Origin of the sequence: Stenotrophomonas sp. TWI809 (assembly GCF_039673205.1) — a bacterium.
In the GTDB taxonomy this organism is placed as follows: Bacteria; Pseudomonadota; Gammaproteobacteria; order Xanthomonadales; family Xanthomonadaceae; genus Stenotrophomonas.
In genome coordinates, this window is the sequence record NZ_JBDJLE010000007.1 from 58,681 (window position 1) to 74,240 (window position 15,560).

The following is a 15,560-nucleotide window of genomic DNA, read 5'->3' on the forward strand; positions in this document are numbered from 1 at the left end:
GCGGCACATGGACTTGAAGCGTTGGACCCACTGGCTGTTGCTGGCCCTGCTCACCGTGGTCCTGCCGGCCCAGGCACAGCAACCGCCGGCCGTACTTGATGCGGCCGACAACGGGCTGCTGGTGCTCAGCTACCACGACATCCGCGACGAGGTGGCCGAACGCGGCGACCCGGATGCCTATGCCGTCAGCACGCAGAACTTCGCCGCGCATCTGGACTGGCTGTCGGCCCACGGGTATCACCCGGTCTCGCTGTCGCAGCTGATCACCGCCTCGCAGGGCGGCACGCCGCTGCCGCCCAAGCCGGTGCTGCTTACCTTCGATGATGGCCTGCGCAGCGTGTACAGCAAGGTGTTTCCGTTGCTGCGCGCCTACAACTATCCGGCGCTGGTGGCGGTGATCACCGACTACGTGGATATGCCGGCCGGGCGCCAGATCGATTACGGCTACCGCCCGTTCACCCGCGAGGATTTCCTCACCTGGGCGCAGCTGCGTGAGATGCAGAAAAGCGGGCTGATCGAACTGGCCAGCCATACCGACAACCTGCACCACGGCGTACAGTCCAACCCACAGGGCAACTCGACGCCGGCGGTGATCACGCGCATCTACGATCCTGCCCGCAAGACCTATGAAACCGCAGGCGAGTACGAGGCCCGCCTGCGCGCCGATCTGGGCCGCAGCGTGGAGCGCATCCAGCGCAATGTCGGCGTCAGCCCCAAGGCGATCGTGTGGCCGTACGCCGCCTACAACGCGCTGAGCAACGACATCGCCGAGCAGCTGGGCATGCCGGTCTCGTTCGATCTGGAAGGCCGCAGCACGCCGGTCAAGCGTGATCTTCACGGCCTGGCGCGCCTGCTGGTGACCAACAACCCGACCGTGGTGCAGCTGGCCTACGAGCTGCGCCGCGATGTCGAGCGCGATGGCATGCGGGCGCTGCAGATCGACCTGGATGCGGTCTACGATGCCGACCCGGTGCAGCTGGCCAAGAACCTGGATGCGCTGATCGAGCGGGTCAAGAAGATCGGCCCCACCCACGTCTTCCTGCAGGCCTTCGCCGATCCGGACGGCAACGGCTCGGCCGACGCGCTGTACTTCCCCAACCGCCATCTGCCGATGCGTGCGGACCTGTTCAACCGGGTGGCGTGGCAGCTCAAGACGCGCGCCGGGGTGAAGGTGTTCGCGTGGCTGCCGGTGCTGGGCTACGAGCTCAAGGACCCGGCCATCCGCAAGGCGCTGGCCATCGAGAGCCCGGAAAGCGACGGCATCTTCCGGCTGGACTTCACCCGGCCGCAGGTCCGCAGGATCATCGATGACATCTACGAAGACCTGGCGATCAACGCCTACTTCGAGGGCCTGCTCTTCCACGATGACGCCTACCTGCGCGACACCGAGCTGACCCAGTTGCCGCCCGAAGACGATGACGGTGCACGCACCCAGGCGCTGATCGACTTCACCCTGGAGCTGCGCACCGCGGCGCAGCGCTGGCGGCCGAAGCTGGGCACCGTGCGCAACCTGTATGCCCAGCCCGTGCTGGAACCGCAGAGCGCGAGCTGGTTCGCCCAGCGTCTGGACCTGTTCAACAAGGCCTACGACCACACCGCCCTGATGGCGATGCCGTGGATGGAAGGCAGCCGCAGCCCGGAACGCTGGCTGGACCGGCTGGTGGTGGCAGTGAAGCAGCACGATCCGCAGTTGTCGCAGACGATGTTCGAGCTGCAGACGCTGGACTGGCGCACCGGCAAGCCGATCCCCGGCGACCGCCTGCGCGCGCAGATCCGCCGTCTACAGGCGCAGGGCGTGCGTCATTTCGCCTGGTATCCGGATGACTTCATCGCCGGACGTCCCTCCACGTATGACGCGCGCGCGGCCATGTCGGCCCGCAGCTTCCCGTACGAGGAAAAGTGAGGTCGCCATGCATCCTCTTCTCTACACCTTGTTCCAGTTCGCCTTCTTCTACCCGATGGTGATGGCGTTCTTCTGGATGTCCGGCGGCCTGTATTACTTCTTCCGGCGCGAACGCAAGGCACGCGACCGCGATGATCCGCCGCCGATGGCTGAGTATCCGTTCGCGTCGATCCTGATCCCGTGCCACAACGAAGCGGAGAACCTGGAAGACACCCTCGGTTCGGCGCTGAAGCAGAACTACCCGGACTTCGAAGTCATCGCCATCAACGATGGCAGCAGCGACGATACCGGGGCACGGCTGGATGCCCTGGCCGCCCTGCACCCACGCCTGCGCGTGGTGCATCTGGACCGCAACCTGGGCAAGGCCAATGCGCTGCGCATGGGCGCGCTGGCGGCACGCTCGGAGTTCCTGGTGTGCATCGATGGCGATGCGATGCTGGAGGAGTACGCCACCCACTGGATGGTCTGGCACCTCACCTCGGGCCCGCGCGTGGGCGCGGTCACCGGCAACCCGCGCATCCGCAACCGTTCCACCCTGCTGGGCCGGCTGCAGGTCGCCGAGTTCTCTTCGATCATCGGCATGATCAAGCGCGCGCAGCGGGTGTATGGGCGCATCTTCACCATCTCCGGGGTGATCGCCGCGTTCCGCCGTACTGCGCTGCATCGGATCGGGTACTGGTCCGACGACATGGTCACCGAGGACATCGACATCAGCTGGCGCCTGCAGATGGATCATTGGGACATCCGCTACGAGCCCAATGCGCTGTGCTTCATCCTGATGCCGGAAACGCTGAAGGGGCTGTGGCGGCAGCGCCTGCGCTGGGCCCAAGGGGGCGTGGAAGTGCTGCTGCGGCACGGTGGCTCGCTGTTCCATTGGCGCAAGCGCCGCATGTGGGGCGTGCTGCTGGAGTACATCCTCAGCGTGCTGTGGGCGTACACGATGCTGGCCATCATCGTGCTGTGGGCACTGGGCAAATTCATGACACTGCCGCCCGAGCTGTACATCGCCACGCTGCTGCCGCAGTGGCATGGCGTGATCCTGGCGCTGGTCTGCCTGCTGCAGTTCGCCAGCAGCCTGATCATCGACCGCCGTTACGAAACGCATATTGGACGTAATTACTTCTGGGTGATCTGGTACCCGATGGCGTACTGGCTCATCAGTCTGTTCACGACCCTGGTGGCGTTCCCCAAGACGATCTTCAAGCGTCGTGGCAAGCGCGCGGTCTGGGTCAGTCCTGACCGGGGTATCCGATGAACACTGTCAAATCCACCCGCCGCTTCGACTCGCGGCTGATCCAGAAACCGCGCCAGCAGCCACGCCTGCAGCGTACTGCCTGGGGCTTTGTGACCATCGCCTTCTGGGCGTTCTACTTCTACCTGTGGGCACCGCTGGTCACGTTGGTTTCCTGGCTGCTGGGCGGGCAGATGGCCTGGACGCAGCTGTACGAACAGAAGCAGATGATCGACCCGTTCGTGGTGATCGCCCTGCCGGTCATGCTGCTCTGCTGCGCGGCGCTGCTGATCGCCTGGGCCGAGTACAACCGCATGCGCTTCACGGGCAAGGAACGTCGGCTGCCGCATGACGATGTTACCCGCGCCGAGATCGCGCACGACCTCGGCGCGAGTGCCTCAGTGGCCGCGTCGCTGGCCGATGGCAAGTCGGTGACCCTGCACATGGATGAGCACGCGCGGCCGGTACGGGTCACCGCGCAGGCATTGGCGGGCGCGTACAGGTAATCGCGCGGGTGTTGCCAGACCGGTAGTGCCGGCCGCTGGCCGGCTCCACGGGTTGCCACGATGGGAAGGAGCCGGCCAGCGGCCGGCTCTACCGGGTCACGCGCGCGTCTGGCCTTCGCCGCGGACGACGAAGCGCTCCACGGTGAGCGCTTCCAGCCCCATCGGGCCATAGGCGTGCAGGCGAGTGGTGGAGATGCCGATCTCCGCACCCAGGCCGAGCTCGCCACCATCGGAGAAGCGCGAGGAGGCGTTGACCATCACCACCGCCGAACGCAACGCGTGCACGAAGCGCTCTGCCGCTGCGGCATCGTCGGTAGCAATCACCTCGGTGTGGTCCGAGCTGTACTGCTGGATATGCGCCAGTGCCTGATCGAGGTCCTTCACCACGCGCACCGCGATGATCAGGTCCAGGTACTCGGCGGCGTAATCGTCGTCGCTGGCCACGTCAGCATCGGGCAGCCACTGGCGTGCCACCGCATCGGCGCGTAGCTGCACACCACGTTCGGCCAGCGCCTTCGCCGCCAACGGCAGGAAGGTCGGCGCGAGGTCGGCATGCACCAGCAGCGTCTCCAGCGAATTGCAGGCCGACGGCCGGCTGCACTTGCCGTCCACCAGCAGGCGCAGCGCCAGCGCAGGATCGGCGGCGCGGTCCACGTACAGATGGCAGACGCCTTTGTAATGCTTGATCACCGGTACGCGGGCATGCTCGGCCACGAACCGGATCAGCCCCTCCCCGCCGCGCGGAATCGCCAGGTCGATCAGGTCGTTGAGCTGCAGCAGCGCCAGCATGGTCTCGCGGCGCAGATCCTCGACCAGCGTCAGCGCTGCATCGGCAATGCCGGCCTCGCGCAGCGCCCGCTTGAGCGACGCGGCAATCGCGGCATTGGACTGGATCGCCTCCGAGCCACCGCGCAGGATCACGCCGTTGCCGGCCTTGATGCACAGCGCCGCCGCATCGGCGGTCACGTTCGGGCGCGCTTCGTAGATCATCGCGATCACGCCCAGCGGCACGCGCACCTTCTGCACGCGGATGCCATTGGGACGCACGTCATCGCGGGTCACCTGCCCGACGGGATCGGGCAACGCGGCGACCTCGCGCAGCGCGGCGGCGATACCGGCCAGCCGCTGCGGGTTCAGGGCCAGGCGATCCAGCATCGCCGTGCCGACGCCCTTCTCCGTGGCGGCGGCCAGGTCGCGTGCGTTGGCGGCGAGAATCGCATCGGTATCCGCGCCCAGCGCCGCGGCCATCGCTTCGAGCAGATCGGCCTTGGCGGCGGAGGACAGCTGAGCAAGTTGCTGGGCAGCCTCGCGGCAGGCCAGCGCCTGGGTGCGGATGTCGGTAGTGGAACTGGCGACCATCTCAATATCCTTGAAAAAACACGGTAGAGCCACGCCATGCGTGGCTGGGGGAGGTCGAACGGCCCAGGCTGCGCAGCCACGCATGGCGTGGCTCTCCCGTGGATGTTCTTACGCTTTACAGCAACACCAGATCGTCACGGTGGATGACGTTGCCACCGTAGTTGTAGCCGAGCACGCTTTCGATGTCGCGCGAGTGGCGCCCGGCGACGCGGCGGATATCGCTGGCTGAGTACTGGCTGACACCACGGGCCAGGCAGACCTCGCCGGCCTCGGTGCGTTGCCGGATCTCGACCATGTCACCGCGGCGGAAGTCCCCTTCCGCGCCGACCACGCCGCCGGGCAGCAGCGAGGCGCCCTTGCCACGCAGCGCATCGGCCGCACCGGTATCGACCAGGATCGCGCCCGGTTCCAGCGGCGCGTGCCGCAGCCAGTACTTGCGCGCGGCCACGCGGGTCTGCGCGGCGTGGATGCGGGTGCCGAAGAGGCGGCCTTGGCTGAGCGCGCGCACCACCTCGGCGCTGCGCCCGTTGAACAGGCAGGTCTCGATGCCGACACGCCCGGCCTTGGCCGCGGCCTCCAGCTTGGTATGCATGCCGCCGGTGCCCGCGCCGCTGCCGGCCCCCCCGGCCATCGCCAGCACCTCGACGGTCAGCTCGGGCACATCGTGGATCGGCCGTGCCTGTGGATCACGCCGCGGATCGGCGCTGTACAGGCCGTCGATGTCGGTGGCGATGAACAGCACGTCGGCGTCGATCAGCGCAGCGACGGTCGCAGCCAGATTGTCGTTGTCGCCGAGCTTGAGCTCATCCACCGAAACGGTGTCGTTCTCGTTGACCACCGGCAGCGCGCCCAGCCGCAGCAGTTCGTTGAGCGTGGCGCGGGCATTGAGATAGCGGCGACGGTTGCGCAGGTCGTCATGGGTCAGCAGCACCTGCGCCACCGGGCGTTCGAAGAAGCGCTGCCACAGCCCGATCAACTGCGCCTGGCCCAGCGCCGCCAGTGCCTGCCGTGCGGCCATCGCCGCCCCGGCTTCCAGCGCGCGCGGCACGATCGCCCGACCCGCGGCAACCGCGCCGGAGGACACGATCACCACTTCACGCCCGGCCAGGACATTGGCCGAGACGAACTGGGCCAGCCCCAGTGCGTGGCGGGGCGAGAGGCCGCCGCCATCGGCCGCGAGCAGGCTGCTGCCCACTTTGAGGACGGCGCGTTTCCACTGCGGAACGGCTTGTTCGGTGAACGGCGAAGGCACGGACTGGTTCATGGGGTCGGTGCGCTCAGCGCGTACTCCATTCGTGGATACGGGCGGTGGCACTGCCCTGCACCAGCAGTGGATCGGTGTCGACCAGCGCCTGTGCAGCGGCCAGATCGGCGATGTCCTGCAGCACGTAGGCGCCACCGCTCTTGTCGGTGAAGCCACCGGTCAGCAGCAGCTGCCCGCGGGCCCGCACCTCATCGAGAAAGCGCACGTGCTCGGCACCGACCTCATCGCGGAAGTCCGGCGTGCGGGTGACCATCACCAGATAACAGATTTTCATGTGAGTCCTTTTCCCGGGCGCGCCCGGCAAGACGTTACAAAAACGGCGGCCTTGCGGCCGCCGTCGTGATCACACCAGTGCGGCCCAGCGGGCGCGCAGCTCATCCAGCCGCAGGTCGGCGGCCGCGCCGGGCGACACGCGCGCGGCCAGGCTGCCTTCGGGGGTCCGCCCCTGCCCGGCCGTATCCGCCGCCGCGGCGGCGGCCTTGTAGGCCTCGCGGAACGGCACACCGGCCACCGCCGCTTCCACGGCGACATCGGTGGCGTACATGCCCGAATCGATCGCCGCACGCAGCTTGTCGTCGCGCCATTCCAGGTTGGCCAGCAGCGCCGGCAGCAGTTCCAGCGCGGCCAGACCGCGGCCGAAGCCATGGAAGATCGCGCCCTTGCTGCTCTGCAGATCGCGGTGATAGCCCGACGGCAGCGACAGCAGCTGCTCGATCTCGGTGCGGGCCGCGGCCACGCTGGCGTGGGTGGCCCGCATCAGTTCGATCACGTCCGGGTTGCGTTTGTTGGGCATGATCGAACTGCCGGTGGTGTACTGCGCCGGCAGCGCGACAAAGCCGAACTCGCCGCTGGTGAACAGCGACAGGTCCCAGGCGATGCGGCGCAGATCCAGCGTGGCGCCGCCAAGCGCTTCCAGGGCGGCCAGCTCGAACTTCCCGCGCGACAGCTGGGCATAGATCGGCGAGATCTGCATCCGCGCGAAACCGAGTGCCTCGGTGGTGTGCGCGCGGTCCAGCGGCAGGTTCACGCCATAACCGGCGGCCGTGCCGAGCGGATTGGCGTCGACCAGGTTGAAGGTGTCGTGCGCGCGGATCGCGTTGTCGATGAAGGCTTCGGCCCAGCCGGCCCACCACATGCCCGCCGAGGACACGACGGCGCGCTGGATGTGGGTATAGCCCGGCACCGGCAGGTCTTTTTCGGCCTCGGCACGGTCCAGCGCCACCTTGGCGATCTCGCGGCTCAGCTCGGCCACGCGCAGCAGCTTGTCCTTCAGCCACAACCGGGTCGCCACCAGGATCTGGTCGTTGCGGCTGCGCCCGGTGTGGATCTTGCGACCGGCATCGCCGAGGCGCTCGGTCAGGCGCGCTTCGATCGCCGAGTGGCAATCCTCGAAGCGCTCATCCAGCACGAACGCACCACTGCGGAAATCCTCGGCCAGCACATCCAGCTCGCGCTGCAGGCCGACGCGTTCGTCGTCGCCGAGAATGCCGATGTTCTCCAGGCCCTGCGCATGCGCCTTGCTGGCTGCCACGTCGTACAGGAAGAACTCGCGGTCCAGGATCACATCATCGCCGGCCAGGAAGGTCTGGATCTTGGCGTCTACCGCCACGCCGGGCTTCTGCCACAGAAGGTCTGCCATGTCTTGCTCCGTAGGCGGATTCGCTCCGCCGGGTTGTCAGGGCGCGCGCAGGGGGCCGCGCGGCGCCGTGGGAATTCAGTGCGGGATCGAGGCCAGTTCGTCCAGGCCCAGTGCCAGGTTGAGGTTCTGCATCGCCTGGGTGGCCGCGCCCTTGAGCAGGTTGTCCAGGGTGGCCACCACCACCACGCGCTTGCCGCCCGGGGCCACGTCGAAGCCGCCGATCTGCACGCCGTGCCGGCCCGCAATCTGGCTTACCCAGGGCGCTTCGTCGATCACGTCGATCAACGCTTCGTTGGCGTAGTACTTCTGATAGAGCGCGATCACGTCCTCGCGCTTGACCACCGTGTTGAGCCACAGGTTCACGGTCATGGTGATGCCGCGGAAGTGCGGCGCCACATGCGGCATGAACTCGACCGGCACGCGCAGGTGCGCAGTGACTTCGCGCTCGTGCACATGGTTGGTCAGCGCATACGGCATGAGGTTGTCACGCAGCAGTTCCGGATTGTTCTTGTCCGAGGGCGTGGTGCCCGCGCCGGAGTAGCCGGACACACCAAAACACTGCGGCGGGCCGGCCAGCTGCTGCAGCAGCGGGCTGATCGCCAGCTGCATCGCGGTGGCGTAGCAGCCCGGATTGCTGATGTGCTTCTGGCCCAGGTAGTCGCCCCGGGTCAGCTCCGGCAGGCCGTAATACCAGCTCGGCTCGAAGCGGTGATCGGCCGACAGATCGACGATCACCGTGTCCGGCCTGGCCGCATCCAGCGCGGTGACGAACGGCGCGGACAGGCCATTGGGCAGTGCCAGGATCACCGCATCCATGCCCTTGGCGGCGACAGCGTCGGCGTCGAGGTTCTCGAACTGCAGTTCACCGTGCCAGTCGCTGTGGTGATCGCTCACGCGCTGCCCGGCCAGTTCGCGCGAGGACACGAAGCCCAGCTGAAGGTGCGGGTGGGCGGCGATCAGCTTGATCAGCTCGGCGCCGGTGTGCCCGCGGGCGCCGACGATGCCGACGGTGAAGGTCTTGGTGCTCATGCGTGTGCGTCCAGGCGGTGCTGCAGGTGGCGTTTCACCCCCTGCCATTCCGCATCGATGATGGAGAAGATGACGGTGTCGCGCGGGGTGCCATCCGGGTGACGTTTGTGGTTGCGCAGCACGCCGTCCTGCTTGGCCCCCAACCGCGCGATAGCGGTGCGCGAGGTGAGGTTGAACCAGCTGGTCTCGAACACCACGCTCAGGCATTCCAGCCGCTCGAAGGCATGCGTGAGCAGCATCAGCTTGGTTTCGGTATTGATGCCGGTGCGCTGGGCGGCCTCGCCGTACCAGGTGTAGCCGATGCTCAGGCGCGGCACCTCGGCGTCCAGATCGTAGTAGCGGGTGGTGCCGACCACTTCATCGGCCTCGTTGAGGACCGCGAACGGCAACACCTTGCCCTCCGCCTGCGCCTGCAGCGCGGCCTGGACGTAGGCGGTCATGGTCTTCGCACTGGGCACCTGGGTGTACCAGAGCTTGGACAAGGTGCCATCCCCCAGTGCACCGCGCAGGCCATCGATATGCGCCATCTGCAGCGGCTCCAGCCGGGCGTGTGTGCCGGCCAGTGTGGGGACCTTGGTCCAATCGGCGAGATTCATGAGGTTCAGCCCTCCAGGCTGGGGGTGCGTGCGGCGCAATGCTCGACGTACGCTTTGATGCGGTCGAAGCCATCGGCGCCGAACCAGAAGACCTTCCAGTGGCCCTGCTTGTAGCAGCCATCGGATTCGGCGTAGTAGAAGTGATTGATCGGGTTGCCGTTGCGTGAGCGCCAGAACAGCTGCGGGGTTTCGTCCAGCATGACATTCCAGACCGCGCGGCCCAGGCCCTCGCCCTGCGCATCGTCGAGCACCGCGAACTTGTCCAGGTAGACGCCTTCGGGCTCGTCGGTGAGGATCACCGCGGTGCGATAGTTCTCGCTCACATAGGCGCGCAGCAGCTTGGTTTTCTGGAAATAGTCCGGCACCAGGGTGCGGCCGAAGCTGGATTCGATCAGCTGCTTCAGGCGCGGCAGGTCCAGTTCGTCCCAGGCGGTGGCGCGCAGCACTTTCTCGCCCTTGCGCACCAGCGTGCCCGAACCCTTGTGGGTGAACAGCTCCTTGGCCAGGTCCGCCGGGCGCGTGATCGACACCGAGGACTCCAGTGGCAGGCGATCCAGCAGGTCCTTGATCTGTTCGATCTTGACCCGCATGCCGCCATGGATCCACGGCTGCTGCATCAGCTGGTCGTACTCGGTGGACAGGTTGATCGAGTCGATCACCTTGCCCTCTTCGTCAAGCAGGCCGCCGGTGCCGGTCAGGAAGATGATCTTGTACGGCTGCAGTTCCTGCACCAGCTCGTTGGCGGCGAAATCGGCGTTGACGTTGAGGATCTGCCCGCAGCGGGTTTCGCCCAGGCTGGTGATCACCGGGATCGAGCCGGCGCGCAGGCTGGCTTCGATCGGAGCCAGGTTGACCTTCTTGACCTCACCGACCAGGCCGTAGGTGGCCTGGTCCAGATACTCGGCTTCGAACACGCCGCCGGTGATCGAGGTTGCGCGCGCACCGTTCTGCTGCAGGGCTTCGACCAGTTGCAGATTGGAGGCCTGGAACACCCGGCGCACGATCGCCAGCCCTTCGGCCGAGGTCACGCGCAGGCCGTTGACGGTCTGCTTCTCGATGCCGGCCGCCGACAGTTCGGCATCCAACTGCGGACCGGCGCCATGCAGCACGATCGGGGTCAGGCCGACTTCCTGCAGGAACGACAGTGAGGAGGTCAGCGCCTCCAGGTCATCGCGCAGCACCGCGCCGCCGACTTTGACCACGGCGAAGCGTTTGGCGTCCAGCTGCGAGAAACGCTTGAGGTACTGGCTGATCTCCTTCGCGCTGGCCATGCTCGAGAGCAGGCGCACGATGGTCTGACGGGTCTGGCGGTGGGGCTGGGAAGAAGGCATTTCGATATCGTCGCAGGCGGCCGGGGCCGCGATGGGAGTTCCGTCAGTGGGGGACCACGACGGCGTCATTCGATCAGGCGCCGTGCGCGATGATGCGGTGCACGGATTCGGCGTAACGCTGCAACTGCTCCAGCGTCACGAACTCATCGGCGGTGTGGGCCTGGGCGATGTCGCCCGGGCCATACACCAGCGTGGTGTAGCCGCCGGCCGAGAACAGTGACGCCTCGGTCCAGAAGTCCACCGCGTTGCCGATCGGAATATCCAGCGCATCGGCCACGTCGCGCGCGGCCAGGCGGCGGTTTTCCGCTTCGGCGATGTCGCCGGCCGGGAAACTGGGGCCCCGGAAGGTCTCGGTGAACTGCGCCGCGGCCGGTTCGGCAAAACCGGCGAAGGTCGCCAGCAACGCATCGATATCCATCGACGGCAGCGGACGGAAGCCGAAGCGCACCTCGGCGGCGGGCGCGATCATGTTGGCCTTGATGCCGCCTTCCACGCGCCCGATGTTGAAGCGCAGGCCGGTCAGCCCGCCGAAGCGCGCATGCGACAACGAATCGACATGGTCCAACGCGCGGTTGCCCCAGCGCATCGCCTGATGCAGTGCACTGGCCGCCGCGTCCTGCTTGCCCGAGGCATGCCCGGCGCGGCCGGTGAACTGCATCAGCACCGAGCTGATGCCACGGTGCGCGAGCACCGCTTCGCTCATGGTCGGCTCGGCCACCAGCACCGCTTCATACGGAATGCCACGGGCCAGGAAGGCGGCGATGCAACGCGGATCGTTGGCTTCCTCGTCGCTGGAGAACAGGAACGCGGCATCGCCATCGCTGGCGTTGGCAGCAGCCACCAAGGCCGCCGCAGCGCCCTTGATGTCACACACGCCCAGCCCGATCACGCGGTCCTCGGCGCGCCGCATCACGTGTGGGTCGGCCGTCCAATGCGGCGAGTCCGGCACGGTATCCAGGTGCACGTTGAACAGGTACTTCGGGGTGCCACGCACCGCATACAGGCTGACCGCACCGTCGCCATGGTCGATCACCTCCACGTTGAACCCGGGCAGGTTCGCACGCAGGTAATCGAAGATGCCGCCGGTGGTGATCGCCCGCGGCGGATTGCGCGTGTCGAAGGACACGAGCTGCTGCAGATGATCGAGTGTCTGTTCCAACATGTGTCTGAGTATCCGTAGGGTTCAAAATCGGTAGTGCCGCCCGTGGGCGGGCTCTCCATTGAGCGGGCGGTCCCAGCCGCGGGCCTGCGCCGGGCACTACCCCTCCATCGGCTTTGCGAGGCGCCGGCCAGCGGCCGTCACCCCGGTGAATCGCCTTAGCGGTTGACCTGCGCGTACAAGGTCGAGCTCATACCAAACAGCTTGATGAAGCCTTCGGCCTCTTCCACGCCCCAGTCGGCCGACTGTGCATAGGTGGCGCCCTTGGCATTGAGCAGGTGCGGCGACTTCACGGCCACGGCATCGACACGGCCACCGCGGGTTTCCAGCACCACTTCACCGTTGACCTTGGCCTGCGAGGACTTCAGGAAGGCTTCGATGTCGGTCTTGAGCGGGTCGTGGTAGAAGCCTTCGTACACCAGCTCCACCCACTTGCGCGCCACGTCCGGCTTGAAGCGGTTCTGCTGCTTGGTCAGCACGGCGTCTTCCAGCGCGCGGTGCGCGGCCAGCAGCGAGACCAGGCCCGGCGCTTCGAACACGATGCGGCCCTTCAGGCCGATCACGGTGTCACCGGTGTAGACGCCACGGCCCACGCCGTACGGGGCGAACAGCTTGTTGAGCTTGGCCAGGATCTGCTCACCCGGCAGCGCCTTGCCGTCCAGCTCGACGGCTTCGCCCTCGACGAACTTCAAGGTGACCGTCAGTGCCTGTTCCGGCCATTCGCTGCGCGGTGCGCACCAGCCCCGGGCACCCTCGCCCGGGGCTTCCCAACGGTCGATCTCGCCGCCGGACATGGTCAGGCCCAGCAGGTTCTCGTTGATGGTGTAGGCCTGCTGCTTGGCGCGCACGCCGAAGCCGCGCTCTTCCAGGTACTTCTGCTCGTAGGCGCGGGTCTGGGTGTGTTCCTTCTGGATTTCGCGGATCGGCGCGACGATCTGGTAGTCGCCCAGCGCCTTCACGGCCAGGTCGAAGCGGACCTGGTCATTGCCCATGCCGGTGCAGCCGTGGGCGATGATGTTGGTACCCAGCTCGGCGGCGCGCTTGAGCGCGGCATCCACGATCAGGTAACGGTCGGACACCAGCAGCGGGTACTGGCCCTGGTAGCCCTCACCGGCCCACACGAACGGCTTGACGAAGCCGCTCCAGATCGCCGGGCCACCATCGACGGTGACGTGGCTGGTGACGCCCAGTTCGGCCGCACGCTTCTCGATGAAATCGCGCTCTTCGTCATCCACGCCGCCGGTGTCGGCGAACACGGTATGCACGTTGTAGCCGCGCTCCTGCAGGTACGGCACGCAGAAGCTGGTGTCGAGTCCACCGGAGAAGGCCAGGACGATGTCTTTGTTGCTCATGGGGGTCAGGTCCAATAGGGAAAAAAGTTGGGTAGAGCCGACCGTTGGTCGGCTGCAATGTTCAATACCCGTTGATGGCGTTACCGGCCGATCAACGCCGACATGATCGCCTTCTGCACATGCAGGCGGTTTTCAGCTTCGTCGATCGCGATGCACTGCGCCGAGTCCATGACGCCGTCGGTGGCCTTCACGTTGCGGCGCAGCGGCAGGCAGTGGCTGAAGACGCCGTTGTTGGTCAGCGCCATCTTGGCTTCGTCCACGATGAAGTGCTTGTACTGGTCGCGGATCGGCTTTTCCGGTTCCCAGTTGCCGAAGAACGGCAGCGCGCCCCAGCTCTTGGCGTACACCACGTCCGCGCCGGCGTAGGCGCTGGCGATGTCATGGCTGACCTGGAGCGAGCCGCCGCTCTCGGCCACGTTCTGCTCGGCCCAGCCCATGTAGCGCTCATCCAGGATGTAATCCGGGGTCGGGCACAGCAGGGTCACGTCCATGCCCATGCGGGTGGCGATGGTCAGCGCCGAGTTGGCCACCGCGGTGTTCAGCGGCTTGGGGTGATAGGTCCAGGTCAGCACGTACTTCTTGCCGCGCAGGTCCTGGGTACCGAAGTGTTCCTGCAGCGCCATCACGTGGGCCAGTTCCTGGCACGGGTGGGTGATGGTTTCCATGTTGATCACCGGCACCGGCGAGTACTTGGCGAAGCTCTTGAGCACTTCGTCTTCGCGGTCCTTGGTCCAGTCGATGAACTTCGGGAAGGCACGCACGCCAATCAGGTCGACATAGCGGCCGAGCACTTTGGCCACTTCGGCGATGTGCTCCTCGGTGTCCCCGTCCATCACCGAGCCCAGATTGAACTCGATCGGCCAGGCGTCCTTGCCCGGCTGCAGCACGATCGCGTGCCCGCCCAGCTGGAACGCACCCAGCTCGAAGCTGGTGCGGGTACGCATGGAGGGGTTGAAGAACACCAGGGCAATCGACTTGCCCTTGAGCTCGTCACCCAGTTTGTTGCGCTTGAACAACGCGGCCTGGGTCAACAGGGCATCCAGGTCGGTGCGGCTCCAATCCTGGGTGTTCAGGAAGTGCTTCAGGGACATCGATCGATCCTTTGCGGCTGGTTTTCCACCGTCACCGGTGGAGGTTGGGGGCGCCGGGGCGCGTTCAGGGCTCAACAAAACGTATACAGATGAAACTTTTCAGATCGTAGAAACGAAAAAACCCAGCGCGGGGGCTGGGTTTTCCAAACAGGCAGCACGAAGCTCCGGTTACCCAGCGAAAATGTGGGGTTCCGGTCGGCGGGCACGCGACGTCATGCCCGTAGCCATACGGGCGGCGCTGGTGTCGTGCTGGAAGTCGGTGAGTTTCATGGCCGCCCATCTTTGCATGCACCCGGAGTGCGTGCAAGGCCTGAATGACAATTCAGGTTGAAGGCATCCACGCCCGGGGCGATGCCGGGAGTCACGGGTTGGCGCCACCGGCCTGATCGTTGCCCACCCAGGGGGTGATCGAGACCCGGATCTTGAGGCGGTTGCCCGGGTCTTCCGGCAGGCGGGAACGGTACTTGGTGCCCTTGTAGACGTAGTCCACGTCGTAGGCGATCGGGCGGCGGAACTCACGGCCGACCGGGATGATCTTGCAGTCCCGGGTCAACAACGGCCCGGTGTTGGCCGGCGTGGCCTCGACCACCACCGTCTCGGCGTAGCCGCTTTCGTCGGTGCTGCCGTCTTCCCGGCGGAAGATCGAGCGTACCGAATCCATGAAGCGGCCGAAGCGGCCTTTGTCTTCCTGCGGCTCCTCGCCGGTGACATTGACCGGCGCGAGCGTGCGGGTGGAGACCGGCTCGCAGTGCTCTTCGGTGCGGGTGGCGCGCAGGGTCTGGAAGACCGGCTCGACGTTGAGCACCTGGGCGTAGTCGAACTTGACGTTCTCCACGATCACCACCCGGTTGCGCACCTCACCCTCCTGGGCGCACGCCCCGAAGGCGGCACTTCCGAGCAGGCAGACCAGCGTCAACAACGAAGCGGATTTCATTGGCAACAGGGAAAAGGACAAGAGGGATAGTTTAGGCAGTGCCAAGCACAAGGGGCTGAACATTACCCTTCCGTGACGTTTCTGCCCATAGGCCGACCCCACCCGCGGGGCCGGAAGCCCGCCACGACGGGCCGGAACGCCTGAAGCCTTCAGCCACACCGCCAGC

Annotated in this window: 14 protein-coding genes; 3 read left to right on the forward strand and 11 right to left on the reverse strand. The window is 66.3% G+C overall.

Annotated elements, in window-relative coordinates:
* The first annotated feature begins 7 nt into the window (after positions 1 to 7).
* From pgaB to pgaD, 3 genes are read left to right on the forward strand one after another with little or no spacing between them, the layout of a single operon-like run.
* Positions 8 to 1,903: a poly-beta-1,6-N-acetyl-D-glucosamine N-deacetylase PgaB gene (gene pgaB, locus ABE472_RS07565; RefSeq protein ID WP_313212275.1), complete on the forward strand. Its 1,896-nt coding sequence runs from the start codon at positions 8 to 10 to the stop codon at positions 1,901 to 1,903.
* A gap of 7 nt (positions 1,904 to 1,910) precedes the next feature.
* Positions 1,911 to 3,158 carry a poly-beta-1,6-N-acetyl-D-glucosamine synthase gene (pgaC, locus tag ABE472_RS07570; RefSeq protein ID WP_313212276.1) on the forward strand — a complete coding sequence of 416 codons (1,248 nt, stop codon included), beginning with the start codon at positions 1,911 to 1,913 and terminating at the stop codon, positions 3,156 to 3,158.
* Positions 3,155 to 3,640: a poly-beta-1,6-N-acetyl-D-glucosamine biosynthesis protein PgaD gene (gene pgaD, locus ABE472_RS07575; RefSeq protein WP_313218891.1), complete on the forward strand. Its 486-nt coding sequence runs from the start codon at positions 3,155 to 3,157 to the stop codon at positions 3,638 to 3,640. The genes pgaC and pgaD overlap by 4 nt, the downstream gene beginning before the upstream one ends.
* A 96-nt stretch (positions 3,641 to 3,736) precedes the next feature.
* Here pgaD and ABE472_RS07580 read toward each other — a convergent pair whose 3' ends face one another.
* From ABE472_RS07580 to ABE472_RS07630, 11 genes are all read right to left on the reverse strand, one after another.
* Positions 3,737 to 4,999 (reverse strand): glutamate-5-semialdehyde dehydrogenase, encoded by a 1,263-nt coding sequence (locus tag ABE472_RS07580; RefSeq protein WP_346465976.1) that lies wholly within the window; start codon positions 4,997 to 4,999, stop codon positions 3,737 to 3,739.
* A gap of 115 nt (positions 5,000 to 5,114) precedes the next feature.
* Positions 5,115 to 6,263, reverse strand: a complete 1,149-nt coding sequence (gene proB / locus ABE472_RS07585; protein ID WP_121038175.1) for a glutamate 5-kinase — start codon at positions 6,261 to 6,263, stop codon at positions 5,115 to 5,117.
* 13 nt (positions 6,264 to 6,276) lie between these two features.
* Positions 6,277 to 6,537: a YciI family protein gene (locus ABE472_RS07590; protein WP_313218896.1), complete on the reverse strand. Its 261-nt coding sequence runs from the start codon at positions 6,535 to 6,537 to the stop codon at positions 6,277 to 6,279.
* Between the two features lie 69 nt (positions 6,538 to 6,606).
* Complete coding sequence (argH, locus tag ABE472_RS07595) at positions 6,607 to 7,902, reverse strand: argininosuccinate lyase (protein ID WP_346465977.1); 1,296 nt, start codon at positions 7,900 to 7,902, stop codon at positions 6,607 to 6,609.
* Positions 7,903 to 7,977: 75 nt separating this feature from the next.
* Complete coding sequence (gene argC, locus ABE472_RS07600) at positions 7,978 to 8,931, reverse strand: N-acetyl-gamma-glutamyl-phosphate reductase (RefSeq protein ID WP_346464651.1); 954 nt, start codon at positions 8,929 to 8,931, stop codon at positions 7,978 to 7,980.
* Complete coding sequence (locus ABE472_RS07605; RefSeq protein ID WP_259261505.1) at positions 8,928 to 9,527, reverse strand: GNAT family protein; 600 nt, start codon at positions 9,525 to 9,527, stop codon at positions 8,928 to 8,930. Before ABE472_RS07605 ends, argC begins: the two co-directional genes overlap by 4 nt.
* A 5-nt stretch (positions 9,528 to 9,532) precedes the next feature.
* Positions 9,533 to 10,858 (reverse strand): acetylglutamate kinase, encoded by a 1,326-nt coding sequence (locus ABE472_RS07610; protein ID WP_313212351.1) that lies wholly within the window; start codon positions 10,856 to 10,858, stop codon positions 9,533 to 9,535.
* Between the two features lie 73 nt (positions 10,859 to 10,931).
* Positions 10,932 to 12,020, reverse strand: a complete 1,089-nt coding sequence (locus ABE472_RS07615) for an acetylornithine deacetylase (RefSeq protein ID WP_346464652.1) — start codon at positions 12,018 to 12,020, stop codon at positions 10,932 to 10,934.
* A gap of 155 nt (positions 12,021 to 12,175) precedes the next feature.
* Positions 12,176 to 13,369 (reverse strand): argininosuccinate synthase, encoded by a 1,194-nt coding sequence (locus ABE472_RS07620; RefSeq protein ID WP_313212353.1) that lies wholly within the window; start codon positions 13,367 to 13,369, stop codon positions 12,176 to 12,178.
* An 80-nt stretch (positions 13,370 to 13,449) separates the two neighbouring features.
* The gene (locus tag ABE472_RS07625) at positions 13,450 to 14,460 is read right to left on the reverse strand and encodes an N-acetylornithine carbamoyltransferase (protein WP_123730719.1); all 1,011 of its coding nucleotides are present in this window, start codon (positions 14,458 to 14,460) and stop codon (positions 13,450 to 13,452) included.
* Between the two features lie 361 nt (positions 14,461 to 14,821).
* Positions 14,822 to 15,394, reverse strand: a complete 573-nt coding sequence (locus ABE472_RS07630) for a hypothetical protein (RefSeq protein WP_313212372.1) — start codon at positions 15,392 to 15,394, stop codon at positions 14,822 to 14,824.
* Positions 15,395 to 15,560: the final 166 nt, after the last annotated feature.